A 21,917-nucleotide genomic window follows, 5' to 3' on the forward strand; every position below is an offset into this window, starting at 1 on the left:
CGCGCTCCTTCCGTCACCCGTCGCCGTCGTCTCGGCTGCGTCGTGGTCGCGCCGGAGAAAACATCGCCGTCATCGAACGATATCCGTCAAAGATCATCGCTTTTGCCGAATCATATGCGTGCCTCACGCTGGACGCATGGACACAGTGCACTCTGGAGACGTGACCGACGACACCACCACGCCTCCTTCGGCATCCGCGCTCGCCGACAGCGCCATCTCGCTGGCGCGACGCTGGGTGGACGAGTCTGCGGCTGCCGACGTCGATCCCGCCGCCGAACGGCTGGCGGGCGTGCTCAAGGATCCGCACGGGCTGCCGTTCACGATCGGCTTCGTCGACGGTGTCATGCGTCCCGAGTCGTTGAGCGCCGCCGCGGCGAACCTGCAGCGCGTCGCGCCTCTGGTTCCGCAGTTCTTGCCCTGGTACCTGCGGGCGGCGGTGCGCACCGCGGGTGCCGTCGGGCCGATTCTTCCGGCGCCGACGGTGCCGATCGCGCGCAAAGCGCTGCGCGAGATGGTCGGGCACCTCATCGTCGATGCCCGGCCCGACAAGCTGGGCCCCGCTCTGACGGCCATCCGGGAATCCGGTGCGCGCCTCAATCTGAACCTCCTGGGCGAAGCCGTGCTGGGCGAAGCCGAAGCGCTGCGCCGCCTGGAGGGCATCCACGATCTCATCCGTCGCGACGACGTCGACTATGTCTCGGTGAAGGTGTCGGCCATCGCGAGCCACATCTCGATGTGGGCCTTCGACCAGGTCGTCGACCGGGTGGTCGACCGCCTGCTCCCGCTGTACCTGACGGCCGCCTCCTCGGCGGGGCCCGAGTCCGCTCAGACGTTCATCAATCTGGACATGGAGGAGTACCGCGACCTCGACCTGACGATCGCGGTGTTCACCCGGCTGCTGGAGGATCCGCGGCTGCGTGACCTGGAGGCGGGCATCGTCCTGCAGGCCTACCTTCCCGATGCGTTGCCGGCCCTGCGGCAGCTCACCGCCTGGGCTCAGCAGCGGGTCGACGGCGGGGGCGCCCGCATCAAGGTGCGACTCGTCAAGGGCGCGAACCTCGCGATGGAACGGGTGGATGCCGTCATGCACGGCTGGCCGCTGGCCACCCATGCGAGCAAGCTCGACGCCGACGCCAGCTACCTCCGGTGCCTCGACGAGGCGCTGCGGCCGGAGAACTCGCGCGCGGTGCGCCTCGGCGTCGCCGGCCACAACCTCTTCGACATCGCGTACGCGTGGTTGCTCGCGGGGGAGCGCGGCGTCCGGGACGACGTCGAGTTCGAGATGCTCCTCGGCATGGCACAGGGACAGGTGGCGGCGGTCTCGCGCGAGGTCGGCCACGTGCTGCTGTACGTGCCGGTCGTGCGGCCTGACGAGTTCGATGTGGCCATCAGCTACCTCGTGCGCCGATTGGAGGAGAACGCGTCGAGCGACAACTTCCTCTCGGCCGCTTTCGATCTTGCCGAAGATCCGGCGATGTTCGCGCGGGAGCGCGACCGCTTCCTCGCCTCGCTGCAGCGGGCGGCCGACCCGGCGCTTCCCGTGGGGCCTCAGCGGACGCAGACCCGGCGGGACGACGCGGCGAGCGGCGCAGCGACCCCCGCCCTCACCCGTCCGGAGCCCGCAGCCGAAACGGCGGAGGGAGCCGCCGACGGCGATCTGACGCAGGTGGTTCTCGGTATCGCCGACGGTCGGGGTGACGGCGGGTCGTTCGTCGACACCGCGGTCTTCGACCTCCGTGAATCCGTCCGCGCCGAGGGTGCGCCGGGGTTCGCGAACGCGCCCGACACGGACCCCGCGCTGCCGGCCAACCGTGCCTGGGCCGACGAGATTCTGGCGCGGATCGCCGGGTCGAGCGCCGGAGAGTCGACCATCGCCGCTGCGCGCATCGACGATTCGGCGTCGCTCGAAGAGACGGTCGCGCGCGTTCGGGCCGCCGGCACACGGTGGGGCGCCGTGCCCGCGGACGATCGAGCGAAGGTTCTGCGTGCGGTCGCGCGTGCGCTCGAGGCTCGGCGCGGCGAGCTCATCGAGGTGGCCGCGAGCGAGACCGGCAAGGTGTTCGCCGAAGCCGATGTCGAAGTCAGCGAAGCCGTCGACTTCGCCAACTACTACGCCGCGACGGCGCGCGAGCTCGATCGGGTGAGCGGCGCGGTCTTCGTGCCTGCGGCGCTCACGGTGGTCGCGCCGCCCTGGAACTTCCCCGTCGCGATCCCCGCCGGCGGAGTGCTCGCTGCGCTCGCGGCGGGCTCGGGTGTCGTGTTCAAGCCGGCTCCTCAGGCGCGCCGCTGCGCGGCCGTGGTCGCCGAGGCCGTCTGGGCGGCGTTGGACCTCGAGGGCGTCGACCGCGACATCCTCGCGCTGGTCGACGTCGACGAGGAGGAGCACGGCCAGCAGCTGATCGCGCACCCCGACGTGGATCGTGTGATTCTCACCGGCTCGTGGGAGACCGCGCAGCTGTTCCGCTCGTGGCGGCGCGACCTGCCGCTGCTCGCCGAGACGAGCGGCAAGAACGCCATGATCGTCATGCCCTCCGCCGACCTGGATCTCGCGGCATCCGATCTGGTGAAGAGCGCCTTCGGTCACGCCGGGCAGAAGTGCTCCGCCGCCTCGCTCGCGATCCTGGTGGGACCGGTGGCGCGCTCCGAGCGGTTCGCGCGCCAGCTCGTCGATGCCGTCCGCTCACTGCGCGTGGGAGCGCCCTCCGACCCGTCGAGCGAGGTCGGGCCGGTGATCGAGACGCCGCGCGGCAAGCTCGAGTGGGCCCTCACGACCCTCGAGGAGGGTGAGAGCTGGCTGGTCGCTCCCGAACTCATCGAGGGTTCGGCCGACGCCGATGCTGCTCTGGCCGGGCGCCTGTGGCGGCCCGGCATCCGCGTGGGGGTGCGGCCGGGGTCGCGCACGCATCTGGAGGAGTTCTTCGGCCCGATGCTCGGCATCATGCACGCCTCCTCGCTGTCGGAGGCGGTCGAGATGCAGAACGCCGTCGCGTACGGCCTGACGGCGGGGCTGTACACCCAGGACCCCGCCGACCTCGAACTGTGGCTCGATCAGGTCGAGGCGGGCAACCTCTACGTCAACCGCGGCATCACCGGGGCGATCGTGCAGCGTCAGCCCTTCGGCGGCTGGAAGCGCTCGTCGGTCGGCGCCGGCACGAAGGCCGGCGGCCCGAACTATCTGATCGGACTCGGCTCGTGGCGGCCCTCGGCGGGTGGCGCGCCGTCATCGACGCTGCACCTGCGTGGGCTGGATGCGCGCATCACGACGCTCATCGAGTCCGCCCAGCCCTCGCTGGACTACGAGGCCTTCGAGTGGCTGCGTCGCGGCGCGCTGTCCGATGCCGTCGCCTGGGATCGGGAGTTCGGCCGCGTCAAGGACGTGTCACGGCTCGGTGTGGAGCGGAACCTCTTCCGGTATCGGCCCGTCGAGGTGGCGGTGCGCGCGACGAAGGATGCCGCGTGGCAGGCCCTGCTGCGCGTCGTGGTGGCGGGCGTTCGCGCGGGTGGCGGGATGACGATCAGTGCACCGGTGGGGCTTCCGGCCGGCGTGCGTCGCGCGCTCGGGGATCTCGACATCGCGGTGTTCGTCGAGACCGACGAGCAGTGGATCGAGCGCCTGCAGGCGGCACGCGAAGATGGTGACGCACCGCGCGTGCGGCTGGTCGGGCCTGCGGCATCCGTCGCCCGCGTCCACGACGCCCTCGTCAGTGCGACCGACGGTGACGTCGACATCGCCGTCTACGCCGGAGAGGTCACCACCGCCGGCCGCATCGAACTGCTGCCGTTCCTGCGCGAGCAGGCCGTGTCGATCACTGCGCACCGCTTCGGCAACCCCGACGACTGGAGCGCGGAGGTCATCTGATGCGACCGGCGTTCGTCGAGGTCCGTGAGCTCTCGGCATCCGACGTCGATCGGATCGAGGCGGATGAGCCACCCGGCAAGGGCTTCGTCCGCGAGATGTGGCGGCTTCAGGTGTTCGGCCGCAGCATGCTGCTGGTCGCGTGGGTCGGCGACGTCCCGGTCGGGTCGGGACAGCTCGATCTCGGCGCGGCGCCGATCGAGCTGAAGAACCTGAACGTCCGGCCGGACCGCCGGGGTCAGGGCGTCGGCACGGCGCTCGTCGTCGCCGCCGAAGCGTGGATGTGTGCACACGGCCATACCCGGTTGAGCCTGGGCGTCGCCGTGGACAACCCCGCTGCGCGGCGCCTGTACGAGCGCCTGGGCTACGTCGCAACGGGTGAGATGTCCACGGTCACCTATGACTATGTGGACGCCGAGGGCCTGGCGCGCACGGCGACCGAGACCGACGAGCGCCTCGTGAAGGTGTGGAACGCAACCGTCGTCGACGCCCCAGCGAGAGAAACAACTTATCTTTCTGGTGATGGAAGGTCGCGCGAGCGAGCATGATTCTGGCGCATCTGGGGAGCGCCAGACGGGGATCGGCTCACGCGCGGTTGCGCGTCCGATCGGACCGTCTTGTGACACGCCGGGGGGAGTGTCGCTCTGGGGCCGGGGGATTCACTCGACCCCAGAGCTCCCGCCCGATTCGGAGTCGCGCTCGTCCGTCTCGACCGGAACCATCAGCCCATACACCAGTGCGCGCACTCCGAGACCGAGAAGGGTCCACGCGCCTTCGGGGAATTCGTCCGATGCGCTCGCCGCGACGATCGGGTGGGGAATGCCCTCGATCGCCCGCAACGCGAACCCCTCCGACATCGCGGCCAGCAGCTCGGTGAAGTCTTCGATGGTGAGCGGAGAGCGCAGACGCAGCCCGTACGCCTCCATGAGGTAGACGTAGAACTGCGCGAACGCCGCGATGGATCCCTGATGGCGCTCTCGGGTCGCCTCCTGCAGCTCGGGCCAGGTCTCGGCCGTCGCCCGCAGGGCCAGGGTCACGAGGAACTGCTGCGCGTCCAGATCGTGGGTCGGATCGTCGGTGTCGAGTGTGATGCTCTGCACATGCGCGGCAGTCGCCGTGCGGATCACCTCGTCACCGTCGGCACCCGCCGCCACGAGATCCTCGATCGCGGCGCGCGGATACTCGGCGGGGTCGCTGCGGATGCGCAGCCGCACCATCGCCACTGCGAGGTCACGCTGATAGTCGCTCTGATCGGCCCACAACCGATACGCCGCGCCGGTGGTCAGCCCCGCCCGTCGCAGTACCTCCTGCAGGCGGATGTGCTGCACACCGGCCGCCACGCCGCGCTCCAGCAGCATCTGCATGCCGACGCGCAACAACAGTGCGCGCGTTTCCTCTCCCGTGCGGCGGGCCATGGGACGAATCTACTCAGGGGAATGAAACCCGCAACGGTCTTGACAGTCTCGGCGGATGCCGAGGGTGCTCTGGCAGAATGGGGATGGCGAGGAACGAGGATCTCGAATGCCCGACCGTATCGCCCACCACCGCCGCTACCTAATGTGCCGACCGGAGTACTTCACGGTGCGCTATTCGATCAATCCGTGGATGGAGCCGGCGCGACCGACCGACACGGCCAAGGCCGTGCGTCAGTGGCAGACGCTGTACGACACGTATCTCGCCCTCGGGCACGAGGTCGAACTGATCGACCCGCTGCCGGGACTTCCCGACATGGTCTACACGGCCAACGGCGGTTTCGTCGTCGACGGCCGAGCGCTCGGAGTCCGCTTTCGTGTTCCGGAACGGCGAGGGGAAGAGCGTGCGTTCATGGACTGGTTCGCCGCCGCCGGCTTCGAGGTGATCGAACCGGTCGAGGTGCAGGAGGGCGAGGGGGACTTCCTTCTCGTCGGCGACACGATCCTCGCCGGCACCGGATTCCGCTCCACCGGTGACAGTCATCGCGAGGTCGCCGATGTCTTCGGCCGCGAGGTCGTCTCCCTCCGCCTGATCGATCCTCGGTTCTACCACCTCGACACCGCGATCTGCGTGCTCGACCCGGTCGAAGGTGAGGGCGGGGTGGATGCCGCGAACATCGCCTACCTGCCCTCGGCGTTCGACGAGGCGTCGCTGCGGCTGCTGGAAGAGCGTTACCCCGACGCGATCCTCGTGTCGGACGAGGACGGCGCCGTGTTCGGCCTGAACGCGGCATCCGATGGCCGTCACGTCTTCCTCTCCCCGCGCGCCACCGGGTTCGATGCCCAGCTGCGCGATCGGGGCTACGTTCCCGTTCCCGTCGACCTGTCGGAGCTGCTGCTCGGCGGCGGGGGCATCAAATGCTGCACGCTCGAACTGCGAGGAATGAAATGAGCTCCGCCATCTCCATCGACGAATCCTCCGCCGCCCTCATCGCGGCCGAGGACGAGCACGTCGCGCACAACTACCACCCGCTGCCGGTCGTCATCGCCCGCGGTGAGGGGGCCTGGGTGACCGACGTCGAGGGCAAGCGCTACCTCGATCTGCTGGCCGCCTACTCCGCCCTCAACTTCGGTCACCGCCACCCCGCCCTGGTGGCCGCGGCCACCGCGCAGCTGGGCCGGGTCACGCTGACGAGCCGAGCGTTCCACAACGATCAGCTCGGCACCTTCGCCGCGGCGCTCGCGGAGCTGTGCGGCAAGGACCTCGTGCTGCCGATGAACACCGGTGCGGAGGCCGTCGAGACGGGTATCAAGGTCGCCCGCGCATGGGCGTACCGCACGAAGGGGGTGGCCGCGGATGCCGCGACCATCATCGTCGCCGACGGCAACTTCCACGGGCGCACCACGACGATCGTCGGCTTCAGCGACGACGAGCAGGCTCGCGCCGGCTTCGGCCCCTTCACGCCCGGATTCGTCCGCGTGCCCTACGGGGATGCCGACGCCATCGCCGCCGCGATCGACGAGAACACCGCCGCCGTGCTCGTGGAGCCGATCCAGGGCGAGGCCGGCGTCGTCATTCCGCCCGACGGGTATCTGCGCGCCATCCGCGCGCTGTGCGACCGGGAGGGCGTGCTCTTCATCGCGGACGAGATCCAGTCCGGGCTCGCGCGGGTCGGCACGACGTTCGCGTGCGACCGCGAACAGGTCGTGCCCGACGTGTATCTGCTGGGCAAGGCGCTCGGCGGCGGGATCGTGCCCCTGTCGGCGGTGGTCGCCGACCGCGACGTCCTCGGGGTCATCCGTCCCGGCGAGCACGGGTCCACGTTCGGGGGCAACCCGCTCGCGGCGGCCATCGGTGCCCAGGTGGTGCAGATGCTGGCATCGGGCGAGTTCCAGGCGCGCGCCACCGCGCTCGGTGCGCACCTGGAGGCCACCCTCGAGCCCCTTGTCGGCAATGGCGTCACCGCGATCCGCGTCGCGGGGCTCTGGGCGGGCGTCGACATCGATCCGACACGGGGGACGGGACGCGAGATCGCCGAGCGGCTGCTCGCGCGGGGGGTTCTCGTGAAAGACACGCACGGCCAGACGATCCGCATCGCTCCGCCGCTCGTGGTCCGGGCCACCGAGCTGGACTGGGCGATCGAGCAGCTACGGCTCGTCCTCGAGGGCTGAGCCCCGCCCGGCCTCAGGCCACGGAGACCGAGACCCGCGGCCATCCGGTCGCGCCGTCCGGCGCCGGTGGGGCGACCGTCTGCGTCTGCGGCTGCCCGTCGATGCCGATCGCGCGGGCCACGATCGTGTGCTGTCCCGCCGTCGCCCGCCACGGGAGCGACCACTGCACCCAGGTGTCGGCCGAGATGGCGGTCGCGAGCGTCGCGTCCTGCCACTCGCCGCCGTCGATCTGCACCTGCACACCGCGAACGCCCACGTGTTGCTGCCAGGCGACGCCGGCGATCACCGTGTCGCCGGCCGCGACCGTGTCGCCCCGCCGGGGGGCGTCGATGCGGCTGGCGAGCTTGATCGGGCCCCGCTCCGACCACCCGCGCGGCGTCCAGTACCCCTGCGCATCGGAGAAACGGGTGACCTCCAGGTCGGTCACCCACTTCGTCGCCGACACATAGCCGTACAAGCCCGGCACGACCATCCGCACGGGGAAGCCGTGGGCGAGCGGAAGCGGCTCACCGTTCATCCCGACGGCGAGGATCGCATCGCGCTCGTCGGTGAGCGCCTCCAGCGGGGTGCCGGCCGTGAAGCCGTCGATCGACGTCGAGAGCACCATGTCGGCATCCGCCTGCACGCCGGCCCGCGACAGCAGGTGTCGGATCGGGTAGCCGAGCCAGCGCGCAGTGCCGATCAGATCGCCGCCCACCTCGTTCGAGACGCACGTGAGGGTGGTCACGCTCTCTTCCAGGGGAAGGGCGAGCAACTCGTCCCAGCCGATCTCCACCTCGGTGTCGACCTTGCCGTGGATACGCAGCCGCCAGGTCGCCGGGTCGATCTGCGGCACCGCGAGCGCCGTGTCGATCCGGTAGAAATCGCCCGTGGGCGTGATGACCGGCGTGAGCTGCGGGATGCCGAGGTCGGCGCCGGCCGGCACGCTCACCGTCTTCGTGGCGCGCGGAAGCGTGATCGCCGCGCGAACCGCGGTCGCGGCACGGGCCCCCGTCTGCAGCGCCCACCCGCCGACGGCGGCCAGAGCGCCCGTCGCCGCCGCGCCGGCGGTCCACAGGAGGAAGGTGCGGCGGGAGGTGCCCGCGGCATCGTCGGCGGAGGGCGCGGTCACGGCGCGCGGCGCGAGCAGGCTCAGGGCGAGGAGCGTGGCGCCGGCGCCCACGGCGGGGGCCACGACGGCCAGCGCGGCGGCATCGGCCCGTGACACGGCGGCCACCGCGCCCACCAGCCCCAGCACGACGACGAGAGCCTGCGCGGCGCCCATCGAGCGGCGGGCGAGCAGACCGGCGCCGGCTCCGATCAGCAGCAGCGCGATGGCGACCGCGGTGACGAGCGCCGCCTTGTCGCCGGTGCCGAACAAGGCGATCGCGAGGTCCTTTCCCCACGGCGGGGCGAGGTCGATCAGTGCCCCGCCGACGGCGGCGATGGGACTCGCCCCCACGAGGGCGCCGGCAAGCTCGCCGAGCCCGGCACCGAAGGCGGCGGAGGCCGCGCCGGCGGCGGCTGCCCGTGCTCGCGTACGCATGCGCTGATCCTAAGTCGCCGCGGACGGCGCGCGGGCGGATGCCGCGGCATCCGTCGTCACACTCAGGAAACACGGCCCGGACTAGGCTCATGGCATGGGTGACCTGTTCGACGGATACGGCTCGACGCTGGCTCCGCGCAAGACCGTCTCCGGCGTTCCGGCCTTCGACGAGATGTTCGCCGCGCCCGCCTCCGCCGGCGCCGCAGCGACCTCCCGTCCGGCGTACCGCGAGCTGTATCAGGCGCTCGCCAAGATGACGCAGGAGGAGCTGCGCGGACGCACCGAGTCGCTCGCCAGCTCGTACCTCGCGCAGGGCGTGACCTTCGACTTCGCCGGAGAGGAGCGTCCGTTCCCGCTGGACGCCGTGCCCCGTGTGATCCAGTACGACGAGTGGTCGAACATCGAGAAGGGCGTGCAGCAGCGCGTGCGCGCCCTCGAGGCGTTCCTCGACGACGCCTACGGCCACCAGCACTGCGTGCGCGACGGCGTGCTGCCGGCCGCGCTGATCGCCTCCAGCCAGTACTTCTATCGCCAGGCCGCCGGCATCCACTCGGCCAACGGGGTGCGCATCCAGGTGGCCGGCATCGACCTCATCCGCGACGAGAACGGCGAGATGCGGGTTCTCGAAGACAACGTGCGGGTGCCGTCCGGCGTCAGCTACGTCATCTCCAACCGCCGGGTCATGGCCCAGACGCTGCCCGAATTGTTCGTCTCGATGCGGGTGCGCCCGGTCGGCGACTACCCCAACAAGCTGCTGCAGGCCCTTCGCGCCTCGGCCCCGCCCGGCATCGACGACCCGAACGTCGTCGTGCTGACGCCGGGTGTGTACAACTCGGCCTACTTCGAGCACACGCTGCTCGCACGCCTCATGGGCGTCGAGCTGGTCGAAGGGCGCGACCTGCAGTGCGTCGGAGGCAAGGTCTTCATGCGCACCACTCGCGGGCCGCGCCGCGTCGACGTCATCTACCGCCGTGTGGACGACAACTTCCTCGACCCGCTGCAGTTCCGCGCCGATTCGATGCTGGGAGCGCCCGGCCTCATGCTCGCCGCGCGGCTGGGCAACGTGACGATCGCCAATGCCGTGGGCAATGGGGTGGCCGACGACAAGCTGCTCTACACGTACGTGCCCGACCTCATCCGCTACTACCTCGCGGAGGAGCCGATCCTCAAGAACGTGGACACGTGGCGGCTGGAGGAGCCGGACGCCCTCGAAGAGGTGCTCGACCGGCTGGACGAGCTCGTCGTGAAGCCGGTCGACGGCTCGGGCGGAAAGGGCCTCGTGGTGGGCCCCGACGCGTCGCCCGCCGAGCTCGAGAAGCTGCGCAAGAAGCTCGTCCGCGACCCGCGTGGGTGGATCGCTCAACCGGTCGTGATGCTCTCGACCATCCCGACCCTCGTCGAGGACGGGATGCGCCCGCGCCATGCGGACCTCCGTCCGTTCGCGGTCAACAACGGCGACGAGGTCTGGGTGCTGCCCGGCGGCCTGACGCGCGTGGCCCTGCCGGAGGGGCAGCTCGTCGTCAACTCCTCACAGGGTGGCGGCTCGAAGGACACCTGGATCGTCGGCGGCGACGCCCCCCACCGCGGTGACCGCGTCGTGCAGACCGCGGGCGGCCTGGCGGGTCTGGTCGCCGATCAGGCCTCGGTCACCGAGGCGATCCCGATCATCTACGACGCGCAGGGCGAGCAGTCGCATTCCCCGCAGGATCGTCCTCTGAGCACGCAGGAGCAGCAGGAGCAGCAGCAGCAGGGCCGCGACACCCAGGAGGTGAAGCGACAGCCGGCGGTGCGGCGACAGTCGCCGGTGCGGCGACAGTCGCCGGTGCGGGATGCCACGGCATCCACCCGCCAGCATGTCCCAGAATCTGTCGTCTGCAAGGGTCTGGGGCGACCAGAAGTGGGACACGGTGTGCAACAAGTGGGACACGGTGGGCTGCAAGGGGGACGCGCGGATACGGCGGATGCTGCGGGTGCGGTGCGTGCCGCGGGTGCGGATGCGGAGGTGACGCCATGCTGAGCCGCATCGCCGAGAGCCTGTTCTGGATCGGGCGCTACATCGAGCGCAGCGACGGCACCGCGCGCATCCTCGACGTGCACCTCCAGCTGCTGCTGGAGGACCCGTGGATCGATGAGGACACGGCGTGCCGCTCGCTCATGGGTGTCATGGGCTCGGTGCCGCCACCGCCGACGGTCGAGGTCACCCGCTCCGACGTGCTGACCAGCCTCGCCGTCGACCGCGCCAATCCGTCGAGCATCGCCTACGCCGTGCAGGCGTCGCGAGAGAACGCCCGCCGGGCGCGCGAGATCGTCTCGACGGAGCTGTGGGAGACCCTGAACACGACCAACTCGCGGATGCCGCGCCGCCTGCACAACGAGAAGGTGCACGAGTTCTTCCAGTGGGTGCGGGAGCGCTCCGCGCTCGCCGTCGGCATCACCGACTCCTCCACGAGCCGGGACGAGGCGTGGCAGTTCCTGACGCTGGGGCGGGCGATCGAACGCACCGACATGACCGCACGGCTTCTCGCGACGCGCGCGCTGACCGAGGCATCCGGTCCGTCGTGGACGACGATCCTGCGCTCCTGCGGCGCCTACGAGGCGTATCTACGCACCTACCGCGGGATGCCGAGCGCGTCCAACGCAGCTGAGTTCCTGCTGCTGGACCGGCTGTTCCCGCGCTCGATCATCTACTCGATCGCCCAGGCCGAAGCGTGCATGCGGGAGATCGATCCGGTCGCCGACCGCGTCGGCCATTCCAACACCGTGCTGCGGGCGCTGGGACGCATCCGCAACGACCTCGAGTACCGGCCGATCGGCGAGATCCTCAGCGAGCTGCCCGATCACATGGAGCGTGTGCAGAAGGTCACGCGGGAGGCCTCGGAAGCCATCCGCGGGCGCTTCTTCCCCACGCACGCCGAGCCGAGCTGGATCGGAGAGACATCATGATGCGGCTGCGCATCGAGCACACCACCGGCTTCGCCTATCAAGGAGACGTGGGGGCGTCGTACAACGAGGCGCGGATGCTGCCGATCTCCACCGACAGTCAGTTCGTGCTGAGCTCGCAGTTGGACATCGACCCCTCGACGAGCGTCAACTACTACCTCGACTACTTCGGCACCCGGGTCGCCGCGTTCGACGTGCTCGCCGGCCACCGGGCGCTGGAGATCACGGCACGCTCTCTCGTCGAGGTGCGCCCGCGTCCGCTCGAATTCCCCGAACTGAGCTGGGAGCGGCTCGCTGCCGAGAGCGTGCGCTCGATCGGCACGGTCGAGATGCTGGGGCAGTCGACCCGCACCAGTCCGCACCCCGAGGTCGCCGAGCTCGCGCGCACCATCGCCGGCCGCCACGACGAACCGGCCCGCGCGGCGCTGGAGATCGCGACCTCCGTGGGCGACGCGATGGAGTACATGCACGGCATCACCGGGGTGCATTCGACCGGTGCGGAGGCATGGGCGGAGCGCAAGGGGGTCTGCCAGGACATCACCCACATCACCCTCGGGGCGCTGCGCGAAGTCGGCATCCCCGCGCGCTATGTGTCGGGGTACCTGCATCCGCAGCCGGATGCCGAGGTCGGCGTGCCCGTGACGGGTGAGTCGCACGCCTGGGTGGAGTGGTTCTCGGGCGGCTGGCAGGGCTTCGACCCGACGAACAACGCCGAGATCGGTGACCGGCACGTGCTGGTCGGCCGCGGCCGTGACTACAACGACATCCCGCCGCTGCGGGGCGTCTACGCCGGCCCGTTCAAGAGCAACCTGCACGTGAAGGTCACCATCACCCGGGAAGCGTAACGCCTCCGCGGGGACTCCGCAGCGGCTCGGTAGGCTGAACCGGTGACGACGTGGCGCAGCTCGCAGAAGGCTGATCGTCGAGCACGCCTTCTCACGGAGGCCGCCGCGCTGTTCGCCCGGCGCGGATTCGCGGCGGTGACCACCGTCGAGATCGGGGAAGCCGTCGGGATGAGCGGCCCGGCCCTGTACAAGCACTTCCGGAGCAAGGATGCGCTGCTGGCGGAGCTGCTTCTCGACGCGAGTGAGCGTCTGCTCCAGGGCGCTCGGGAGATCCTCGGTGCCGGCCCGGTGACGGATGCCGCCGCGGCGCGTGCCGCACTGGACAAGCTCATCGCGTTCCACATCGGCTTCGCGACCGCCGCCCCCGACATCATCCGCATCCAGGACCGGGAGCTCGCCGGACTCGATGCCGAGACGAACCAGCGCGTACGGCGGCTGCAGCGCGAATACGTGCAGGACTGGGACACCGTGCTCGCAACCGCCGTTCCCGGCCTGAGCGCGCCCGAACGCGAGACGCGGCTGCTCGGGGTCTTCGGGCTGCTCAACTCCACGCCCCACAGCGCGCCCGCCGGTGGCGAGGAGGCCGCCGGCATCCTCGCCGCGATGGCGCGCCGGGCTCTGGTCGAGGCGGCCTCGTTGTCCGGGGCGGATAGCGCGGGGGGCGATTCTTATCCTGAGAGCACGTGAGTCGTGAGCGCCTGCGCGCGAGTGTGGAGGCACGACGCGACAAAGACGCCGCGCGGCACGTACCCGAACGAGGAGGATCGGCGTGACAGTTCTCGCTGAGGGCTTCAATGCCTTCGAAACCGACAAGCAGCCCGAAGGCGTGGTCAAGTATCTGGGCTCGCCGCAGGACGTCATCGCCCTGCTGTCCAGCGGAAAGCTCAAGGAGCACATCCTGCTCGTGCGGGGCGGCACGACGACCTTCCTCTCGCCCGCGCTCAGCATGGGGGCCATCGGCATCATCACGATGTCGGGGGCGCCCGAGTCGCATCTCGGCATCCTCTCGCGAGAGTTTCAGACGCCGTGCGTGATGACGGCGCACCTGACCTCCAGCGACTCGCGCTACGAGGTCGGCAACACCGACGATGCGCACTTCCAGGAGATCCGCGCGGGCCTCGAAGGCAAGCGCGTCCGTCTCGAGGTCGATGACTCCGAGACCGGCCGGGTCGTCGAAGTCTGACCCGGCATCCGCAGAATTCACCCACACGAAGAAGTGAGGAACGAGACATGACGATGCAGTTCGAGGCCGGGCAGAAGGCCACGTACAAAGACCGCTACCGCGACGAGGACGACGGGCTCCGCTTCCAGGACCTCGAGTTCGTCGGCAACTTCGTCGGGCAGGAGCCGTTGAAGGACGGCATCCTCGGCGACAAGGTGCAGAAGCAGCGCGCGAAGTCGAAGGTGCTCGAGCGCGTCAGCCGCGAGGAGGTCCTGAAGGACCAGTTCACGATCGACGAGCTCAACGACCTCAACAACTATCTCGCGTGGAACATCTGGGACGTGCTGGTCATGCGCGCCACGGAGGGTGTCTCGGGCATGATCCCACGTCAGGAGTACGAGATCCTCGCGTTCATGCACGAGTTCTACCGCTGGCCCGAGTTCCTGCGCAAGACGACCGATCAGGTGGGCGCGGAGGGCGTGCTCGAGATCGGCGCGTCGGCGCGGCGGGAGATCGGCACCAAGATCAACGCCGTCCACGACTGGTCGATCGGTGCCGTCGGCTTCGGCATGGGACGGTGCGGTCTGCTCGCGCTCGAGGCGATCAAGCCCGACGACTACGTCGCCGAGAGCAACGACATCCTCAAGTTCATGCAGCGCGTCCTGTGGGGCAAGAAGCAGGACGGATACCTGCTGAACTCGCAGGACCGCTATCGCTGCACGATCCATGACGACGACTTCCTGCAGCCGATCATCTCCCAGGTGGAGCAGCTCGAACCGGGCAGCCCGCTGCACGACTCGTTCACGCGGTTCAACGCGGCGGCGGAGCTGCTGTCGTTCCTCGACCACTTCGACTGCCGTCTCGGACTCGGCGACACCGGTCCGTACGAGCTGCCCGACGGGAACATCCTGATCCTGCGCGACCTGTTCGTGAACGAAGCCGAGTATCACTGGAGCGACGTCTGCGAGGACGAGGGGCTGCCTCACGCGTACACGCTGGCCATCGTGCTCGACGCCAACGCCATGGGACTGCAGGAGATCCGCGTCAACGACATCGGCACGACCTTCACCCGTCCGAAGAACTACATCCCCTACATCGTCGGGGGCGCCGTCTTCTCGCGGGAGAAGTGGGACACGCCGATGGGTGAGGTGCGCAACATCCCCATCGCCGAGCTCGGTGCGGACCTCGAGAAGATCCAGCGCGCGACGCTGAAGCTATACCGCAAGGTGTCCACGATGTCCAAGCGCGAGCTGATCTGGGCGGGTCACGACGTGTACTACTACGGCATGATCCTTCCGCACCTGCGCAAGGCCGGCACGTGGGACCAGGCGGTCGCCGACTGGCAGATCAAAGAGGTCGATCAGCGCGTCGCGAACTACTACTACGACATCCAGAAGCGCGGGTTCGCGCAGGAGACCGTGCCGCTGAAGATCTTCTCCGGCGCCGGATACCTCCCCTTCGGGCAGAACGCCGACATCCGCTCGTCGAAGTACGCGCAGCTGTTCTGACACCGCGCCGGCCCGACCGGCACGAACCCGGTGCGGCCGCGGACGGAACATCCCGCGGCCGCACCGACATCCCCACCTCTCGTCTTCCCCCTTCCGGAGGCCACGACCGTGACCGACACCCTGACCGACACCGACTACACCGTCCTCAACGCGGTCGCGCTGAAGAAGATGGCGACCTCCGCGCAGATCTCCGCGGCGACGGATGTGGCCGAAGCCGATGCGCGCGCCGCTCTGGATCGCCTCGCCGCTCAGGGCGCGGTGGTCATGGTCGGCGACGCGGCGCTGCCCAGCGACGACGCCGCCGAGCAGCTGGGCCGCGCCGCCGCCGACAGATACGCGCAGCTCCGCGAGGAGCCCGAGATCCACGAGATGGCCGAGCGCTTCGAGGTGGTCAACACGCAGTTCCTTCAGACCATCAGCGCATGGCAGCTCGTCGAGGTCGGCGGCAAGAAGGTCGCCAACGACCATTCCGACGCCGACTACGACGGCAAGATCCTCGACCGGCTCGACAAGCTGGTGGCTCGCCTCTCCCGTCTGATCGAAGTGCTGGAGGCGCGGGATCCGCGCTTCCGTGCGTATGTGCGGCGCTTCGCGGATGCCGGCGATGCGGTCAACCGCGGCGATGTCGACCTGGTCTCCTCCCCCGTGCGCGATTCGATCCACAACGTGTGGTTCGAATTCCACGAAGACCTGCTGCGCACCCTCGGGCGCGCCCGGAAGGAGTGAGCGTGACGGCCGCAGCGACCGGGACGGTCGCGTTCGACACCGACCTCACCTACTTCGTCGCCGATGCCGAGACGGACGACCGGACGCTGCTGGGCGGCAAAGGCGCGGGACTGGTCTCGATGACGCGTCGAGGGCTGCGGGTGCCGCCGGCATTCGTGCTCGCGACCTCCTGCTGCGCCGCGTACCTTCGCGAGCGGTCGCTGCCGGAGAGTCTCGTCCGTGACGTCCACCGACGTCTCGCTCAGATCGAGGCTGCGACGGGACGCACCTTCGGCGGTGCCGACGACCCGCTTCTGCTTTCGGTGCGCTCGGGTGCGCCGATCTCCATGCCCGGCATGATGGACACCGTCCTGAACCTCGGGCTCGACCGGAGCGCCGCGATCGCCGTCGCACGTCGCGCGGGCAGCGTGCGGTTCATGGCCGACATCCTCGCGCGCTTCCACGCGATGTACGCCGAGATCGTGCTCGACGTGATGGAGGTTCCCGCCTCGCCCGTCGACGCCGTGATCGACGAGCTGGGCGATGATGCCGAGCCCGGAGCCGTCTACGACGCCGTCTGGCGCCGCCTGCAGGACGCGCTGGAGGCGGCGGGCGAGGACACCGTCCCCGACGAGCCGCACGCGCAGCTTCTCGGCGCGATCGCCGCGGTGTTCCGTTCCTGGAACACGCGGCGCGCGATCACGTACCGTGAGCTCCACGGCATCGATCACGCGATGGGTACCGCCGTCGTCGTTCAGACGATGGTGTTCGGCAACCGTGACGAGGACTCCGGCTCGGGTGTGGTGTTCTCCCGCAACCCGGTCACGGGCGAGCCCGGCCTCTACGGGGAGTACCTCGCGGCGAGCCAGGGCGAGGACGTCGTCGCCGGCATCCGCACCCCGGAACCGGTCGCCTCCCTCGCGGAGCATCAGCCGGATCTGTTCGAGGAGCTGCGCCGGACCGTGGCCGCACTCGAGGAGGCGCATCGCGACGTCCTCGATATCGAGTTCACTGTGGAGTCGGGGGTGTTGTACTTCCTCCAGGTGCGTTCGGCGAAGCGCACGGCCCCCGCGGCGGTCCGCATCGCCGCCGACTTTCTGCGCGAGCACGGCGATGCCGCGGCATCGATCCTCGAGACGGTGACCCTCGACCACATTCGCGGCGTCGTGCGCCCCGCCTTCGACGAGGAGGCCGTCGGCGACGCGCGCGCGTCGGGCGACCTGCTGGTCGAGGGGACGGGGGCCTCTCCGGGCAACGTCAGCGGCATCGTGGCCCTCGACCCCGATCGGGCGGGCGAGCTCGCGCGCTCCGGCGTGCCGGTGATCCTCGTGCGAGAGGTGACGAGCCCGACCGATCTGCACGGCATGATCGCCGCCACCGGCGTCGTGACCGCGACCGGGGGTGCGACATCGCACGCGGCGGTGGTCGCACGCGCACTCGGCAAGACGTGCGTGGTCGGCTGCGCCGCTCTGTCGATCGACGCAGACGTCCTGCGCGTCGGTGGCCGCGCTCTCCGAGAGGGCGACTGGATCTCTGTCGACGGCGGCACCGGCGAGGTCTTCGCCGGACGGATCCCCGTGGTGGACGCGCTGACGGGCAACGCCGACCTCGACGCCGTGATGGCCTACTGCCGCACCATCGCAGGCGTCGAGCTCCTCGCTCGCGCCGCGACCGCGGAGGAGATCGCCCGCGCACGTCACCTCGGCGCCGTGGGCGTCGTCGTCGCAGCGGCGGACGCACTCGCGACGAGCCCAGACCTCGCCGACATCCTGCGCGAGATCGGCGCGCCCGAACCCGGTGACGCCGGGCTCGGGCGGTTGTCGGCCGTGATCGAGACCGCGTTCGCGCCGCTGTTCGCCGCCGCCGGCGACCTGGAGTTCGGCGTGCGCGCCATCGACTTCCTCGTCGATGAGACGAGCGAGTTGCTGCAGTCCGTGGCGCTGACCGATCTTCGACCGGAGTTGGCGCTGCCCGTCGGAGTTCCGGCGCTCCTGGTCTCCCAGCTGCGTGGTCTCGCCGCGGCGCGACGGCGCATCGCGGACGACGACGGACCGCGGGTGCATCTGTCGGTGCGCAACGTCTCGGATGCCGGCGAGGCCGACGCGATCGTCGCGCTCGCCGAGCCCTTCGCTCCCGCCGTCGTCGCCGGGGCCTATATCGCGAGCCCGCGCGGCGCACTCGCCGCGGCATCCCTCTCCGAGCGGCTGGACCCGATCTGGGTCGAGTTGCGTCTTTTGCAGGCCGCGATGCTCGGACTCCCCCCTCGCGTACTGCTGACCGCACAGCCCCTCGAGCGTTATGTGTCCGCAGGGCTGCTGAGCGCCGACCCCCGACACGAGATCGACGCCAGCGTCGAGCCGCTGCTGCAGGCGGTCATGGACGCGGCCGCGACGGGTGGCGGTCATCGCATCGGATGGCGCGTCAGCGGGCCGGTCTCGGAGCCGATGCTCGCGCGGTTGCGGCGGTCGGGCCTCAGCCGCATCGCGGTCGACGTCGATGAGGCAGGCCCGGCGCTGCTGGCGCTGGCGAAGGCGGCGGTCGCCGACCGGCGCGGGAACGGCCCCGGACTCGACCGGTGACGGTGGCCGCCGCCACAGCTCAGAACGATGCGTCGCCGGGCTGCTCGCTCAGCTGCAGCATGCGCAGCGCGAGGTCGGCGCGCATGCGGTCGTCGTGCCTCGAGAGGTCGAGGCTGCTCAGCTCGCTGATCTGCGCCAGTCGATAACTGAGCGTCTTCGGATGGATGAAGAGCGCGTCTGCGGCGCGGCGCTGGGAGCAGTCGTTGTCGAAGAAGGCCCGAAGAGTCTGGACGAGTGAGCCATCGTGCTTTCGGTCGTATTCGCGCAGCGGGCCGGTGACGTCGTCGACGAACGTCTGCAGATCCGGATTGTCGCCGCCGCTGCCGAGCAGCAGGCGCACGATGCCGAGTTCGTCGTAGAGCGAGAACTGCCCGGGTCGCATGCGGCGAGCACCGTCGAGGGCAGTGACCGCCTCGCGGTAGGCCGTCGGCAGCATCAGGAGGTCCGTGTACGCCGAGCTGGCCCCCCACGTCATCCTCAGCCCCGGGAGCGCCGAGGTCGCCGCTTCGCGCAACGCGCCGACCGTCTCCCGGGCGTCGGCGGTCGTGTCGGTGCCGACGATCGCGACGATCCAGTCGCCGCGCATACTGAGCAGTCGCGTCCTGCGCGCCGTGTCCCCGGCGCGTACGGCGCGAAGTACCGCGCGGCGAGCATCCTCCTGGGCGGCGTTGTGCCAGCCCTTTTCGCGGGCGAGGTCTCCGAGGTTGTCGAAACCTCCCTGCACGACACGGTGCGCCCCGTGCAGGGAGATGCCGAGCTCGGAGGCGCGACTGAGTGCGGCGGAGCGATGCTCGGGCGGGCCTTCGACGAGGTCCCAGACGATCTGCTCGTAGGCGGCGTTGCGCGCCTGACTCGCGGCGCGCTGCTCGAGGCGCGCGAGCGCGCACGCCATGGCGACCTGGGCGGCCGCGGCCGCCATCGCCTCATCGGATTCCGTCCCGCCGACGAGGACGACCCAACCGATCTCCTGATCTCCCGAGACGACGGGATGCGTCCACGCGGCGCGGTCGCCGCCGATCGAGTGTCGGGAGGCGGCCCGGCCCGTTCGCGAGCCCTGGACCGCCGGCACCACGCGCGTGATGTCGTCCTCGCCGAGGTCACCGGCGCGCGCTTCGAGAGTGCCGTTGCGGCGCACATACGCCGCGCCGCATGAGAACTCGTCCGCGACGGTCCGCATGATCTGGTCGAAGGCGCCGGTGCGATCCAGCACGACCCTCAGTAAGGCGTTCTGCAGCCGGGACGTGCGATCCAGCAGGGCCACCTGGTGCTCCATCGCCTCGTGCGCAGCGCTCAGCCGGGCGAGCGTCACCTTCTGCAGGTCGTACAGGCGGGCGTTCTCGATCGCGATCGTCGCGAGCGAGCCGAGGGCGATCATCCGCCGTACGTCGGTCTCGGTGAAGACGCTGTCACGTCGCCTCCACACCTCGAGAACGCCGATCACGTCGTCGTGGGCGAGGAGCGGGACGGCCAGGGCGGAGCGCGTGTCCTCCTGGCCCGCAAGGGGAATGAAGTCCGCGCTGATCGTGCGATCGTCGGCGTAGCTGTCGACAACGCCGTGTCGGCGCTGTTCGAAGACGAGTCCGGCAAGCCCTTGGCCGCGCTGCATGCGCAGGTGCGCCGTCTCGACCATCCGGTGGCCGACGCATGCCGTCATCTTGATCACGTCGCCGTCGCGCAGCAGGACACCGCAGATGTCCGAGTCGAGCAGCACGAGGGTGCGGTTCACGATCGACAGCAGCACCTGCTCCAGGTCACGGACCTCGAGGATCTCGTGGGCGACGTCCGACTGCGATTCGGCCTCCGCCGTCGTCGCATCGAGATCGACACGGTAGCGGTCGCGTTCCGCGACGAGCCGGATCCACGACTCGATCGCACGGCGCGCGTCGTCGGCATCTTGCGCGGTGTCCTCGGGGCCCGAGACCCGCACCACGCGCACACCTTCCTCGAGTTCGGGTAATGACGCTCCGCGGCCGACGATGTCCATCCAGCGTCGACCGTCGCAGAGGGCGATGGACCACTCGCCGCCGTAGGCCCCGGTGAGAGCGGATGCCGCGATGGCGGCGGCTTCATGCACGTTCGCCGGCTGCGTCGTTGCGACACGCAGCACGGCGCGTGCACGGTCCACGTCGGATGCGTTCGTCGCAGTGTCGGTCATCTTCGACCTCCTCTCGCCCCAGGCTATAGCTCGATCACGGCCTTGAGCTCGGCCATGGCCTCCGCTCGCGCATACAGCTCGCGCGCGTCGGCCAGGGGCGCGGAGCCGCTGATGACGGCGCTCGGCGTCAGCAGCCCCGCAGACACGAGGGGCGTGAACCTGTCGCGATCGCGGATGGCGTCGCCGACCGCGAACGACAGGGTCACCTCGCGGACGAAGGCTTCGCGCACCGGCGCCGTCCAGTGCTCGGTGTGCGGGACACCCACCGAGCAGATCCGCCCACGAGAGCGGACGAGGCGCACCGCGGCATCCAGTCCCGGCGCTCCGCCGACCCCGTCGATGACGATGTCGGCACCGCGACCCGAGGTCATCTCGTGGACGATCTCGGGCGCCTCGGCCGGAGACACCGCGGTCGCGCCGAGTGCGGCGGCGACCTTGCGTCGCCCGGCATCCGGTTCGCTGACGATCACGGGGCCGGCGCCGATGGCCTGCGCCACGAGGCTCGCCACCTGCCCGACGGGGCCGCCGCCGGTGATGACGACGGTCTCGCCGTGGCGCAACCCCGCCCGCTCGAGGGCGGCCCAGCCGGTGGGGATGAGATCGCCGAGGAAGACGGCATCGCGGTCGTTCACGCCATCGGGCACCTCCGCGAGGACGGTGTCGGCGAAGGGCACGCGTACATACTCGGCCTGGCCGCCCGGCAGCATCTGTCCGAAGGCTTCGCCCGTGCCGAAGAAGCGGCGCTCCGCGCAGTGCCAGTGGGCGCCCTCGCGGCACCACCAGCACAGGCCGCACGCCGTGTAGTCGCAGGCGACGACGCGCATGCCGGGCCGTATTCCGCGGACCGCAGCACCGACCGACTGGACGACCCCGACGAACTCATGACCGATGATGGTGCCGCGCGGAAGGCGACCGGGCTCGCGCAGCAGTCCGAGATCCGTGCCACAGATCGCCGCAGTGGTCACCCGCACGATCGCGTCGGTGTCGCGGGAGAGTGTGGGCTTGGCGGCTTCGACGACGTCGACGGTGCCGTCGCCGAGAGCGATGACGGCGCGCAT

Annotated in this window: 16 protein-coding genes; 12 read left to right on the plus strand and 4 right to left on the minus strand. The window is 70.1% G+C overall.

The genetic code is table 11. The features are described from left to right. The first annotated feature begins 136 nt into the window (after positions 1-136). Positions 137-3,859 carry a proline dehydrogenase family protein gene (locus ACT53O_RS13405; RefSeq protein WP_476152940.1) on the plus strand — a complete coding sequence of 1,241 codons (3,723 nt, stop codon included), beginning with the start codon at positions 137-139 and terminating at the stop codon, positions 3,857-3,859. Beyond that, positions 3,859-4,404, plus strand: coding sequence for a GNAT family N-acetyltransferase (locus ACT53O_RS13410; protein WP_476152942.1), 546 nt, complete (start codon positions 3,859-3,861; stop codon positions 4,402-4,404). The genes ACT53O_RS13405 and ACT53O_RS13410 overlap by 1 nt, the downstream gene beginning before the upstream one ends. Before the next feature lie 111 nt (positions 4,405-4,515). On the opposite strand, the gene ACT53O_RS13415 is transcribed toward ACT53O_RS13410, so the two are convergent. Then, positions 4,516-5,271, minus strand: a complete 756-nt coding sequence (locus tag ACT53O_RS13415) for a hypothetical protein (RefSeq protein WP_135948929.1) — start codon at positions 5,269-5,271, stop codon at positions 4,516-4,518. Positions 5,272-5,377: 106 nt separating this feature from the next. On the opposite strand from ACT53O_RS13415, the gene ddaH reads away from it, so the two are divergent. Both ddaH and rocD read left to right on the plus strand, forming a co-directional pair. Continuing rightward, on the plus strand, positions 5,378-6,220 hold the full coding sequence (gene ddaH, locus ACT53O_RS13420) for a dimethylargininase (RefSeq protein ID WP_036317551.1): 843 nt from the start codon (positions 5,378-5,380) through the stop codon (positions 6,218-6,220). Beyond that, positions 6,217-7,440, plus strand: coding sequence for an ornithine--oxo-acid transaminase (gene rocD / locus ACT53O_RS13425; protein WP_036286937.1), 1,224 nt, complete (start codon positions 6,217-6,219; stop codon positions 7,438-7,440). The genes ddaH and rocD overlap by 4 nt, the downstream gene beginning before the upstream one ends. Positions 7,441-7,453: 13 nt before the next feature. Here rocD and ACT53O_RS13430 read toward each other — a convergent pair whose 3' ends face one another. Further along, entirely contained in the window at positions 7,454-8,965 is a 1,512-nt protein-coding gene (locus ACT53O_RS13430) for a molybdopterin-dependent oxidoreductase (protein ID WP_476152945.1), read from the minus strand. 94 nt (positions 8,966-9,059) lie between these two features. On the opposite strand from ACT53O_RS13430, the gene ACT53O_RS13435 reads away from it, so the two are divergent. From ACT53O_RS13435 to ACT53O_RS13470, 8 genes are all read left to right on the plus strand, one after another. Beyond that, positions 9,060-10,982: a circularly permuted type 2 ATP-grasp protein gene (locus ACT53O_RS13435; RefSeq protein ID WP_476152947.1), complete on the plus strand. Its 1,923-nt coding sequence runs from the start codon at positions 9,060-9,062 to the stop codon at positions 10,980-10,982. Continuing rightward, entirely contained in the window at positions 10,976-11,908 is a 933-nt protein-coding gene (locus tag ACT53O_RS13440; protein ID WP_005047726.1) for an alpha-E domain-containing protein, read from the plus strand. Before ACT53O_RS13435 ends, ACT53O_RS13440 begins: the two co-directional genes overlap by 7 nt. Then, entirely contained in the window at positions 11,905-12,750 is an 846-nt protein-coding gene (locus ACT53O_RS13445) for a transglutaminase family protein (protein ID WP_476152949.1), read from the plus strand. The genes ACT53O_RS13440 and ACT53O_RS13445 overlap by 4 nt, the downstream gene beginning before the upstream one ends. Before the next feature lie 42 nt (positions 12,751-12,792). Continuing rightward, entirely contained in the window at positions 12,793-13,437 is a 645-nt protein-coding gene (locus tag ACT53O_RS13450; protein WP_476152951.1) for a TetR/AcrR family transcriptional regulator, read from the plus strand. Positions 13,438-13,519: 82 nt separating this feature from the next. Continuing rightward, the gene (locus ACT53O_RS13455) at positions 13,520-13,933 is read left to right on the plus strand and encodes a PEP-utilizing enzyme (protein ID WP_347417845.1); all 414 of its coding nucleotides are present in this window, start codon (positions 13,520-13,522) and stop codon (positions 13,931-13,933) included. 47 nt (positions 13,934-13,980) lie between these two features. After that, positions 13,981-15,420, plus strand: coding sequence for a hypothetical protein (locus tag ACT53O_RS13460; protein WP_347417844.1), 1,440 nt, complete (start codon positions 13,981-13,983; stop codon positions 15,418-15,420). Positions 15,421-15,528: 108 nt separating this feature from the next. Beyond that, the gene (locus ACT53O_RS13465) at positions 15,529-16,146 is read left to right on the plus strand and encodes a hypothetical protein (protein ID WP_476152954.1); all 618 of its coding nucleotides are present in this window, start codon (positions 15,529-15,531) and stop codon (positions 16,144-16,146) included. Between the two features lie 2 nt (positions 16,147-16,148). Then, positions 16,149-18,704, plus strand: coding sequence for a pyruvate, phosphate dikinase (locus tag ACT53O_RS13470; protein WP_476152956.1), 2,556 nt, complete (start codon positions 16,149-16,151; stop codon positions 18,702-18,704). 19 nt (positions 18,705-18,723) lie between these two features. Here the strand turns inward: ACT53O_RS13470 and ACT53O_RS13475 are convergent, their stop codons facing one another. Together ACT53O_RS13475 and ACT53O_RS13480 are read right to left on the minus strand one after the other, a co-directional pair. Beyond that, positions 18,724-20,859: a helix-turn-helix domain-containing protein gene (locus ACT53O_RS13475; protein ID WP_476152958.1), complete on the minus strand. Its 2,136-nt coding sequence runs from the start codon at positions 20,857-20,859 to the stop codon at positions 18,724-18,726. Between the two features lie 23 nt (positions 20,860-20,882). After that, positions 20,883-21,917: an alcohol dehydrogenase catalytic domain-containing protein gene (locus ACT53O_RS13480; protein ID WP_347417840.1), complete on the minus strand. Its 1,035-nt coding sequence runs from the start codon at positions 21,915-21,917 to the stop codon at positions 20,883-20,885.

It is taken from the genome of Microbacterium sp. DMC48 (assembly GCF_056313825.1).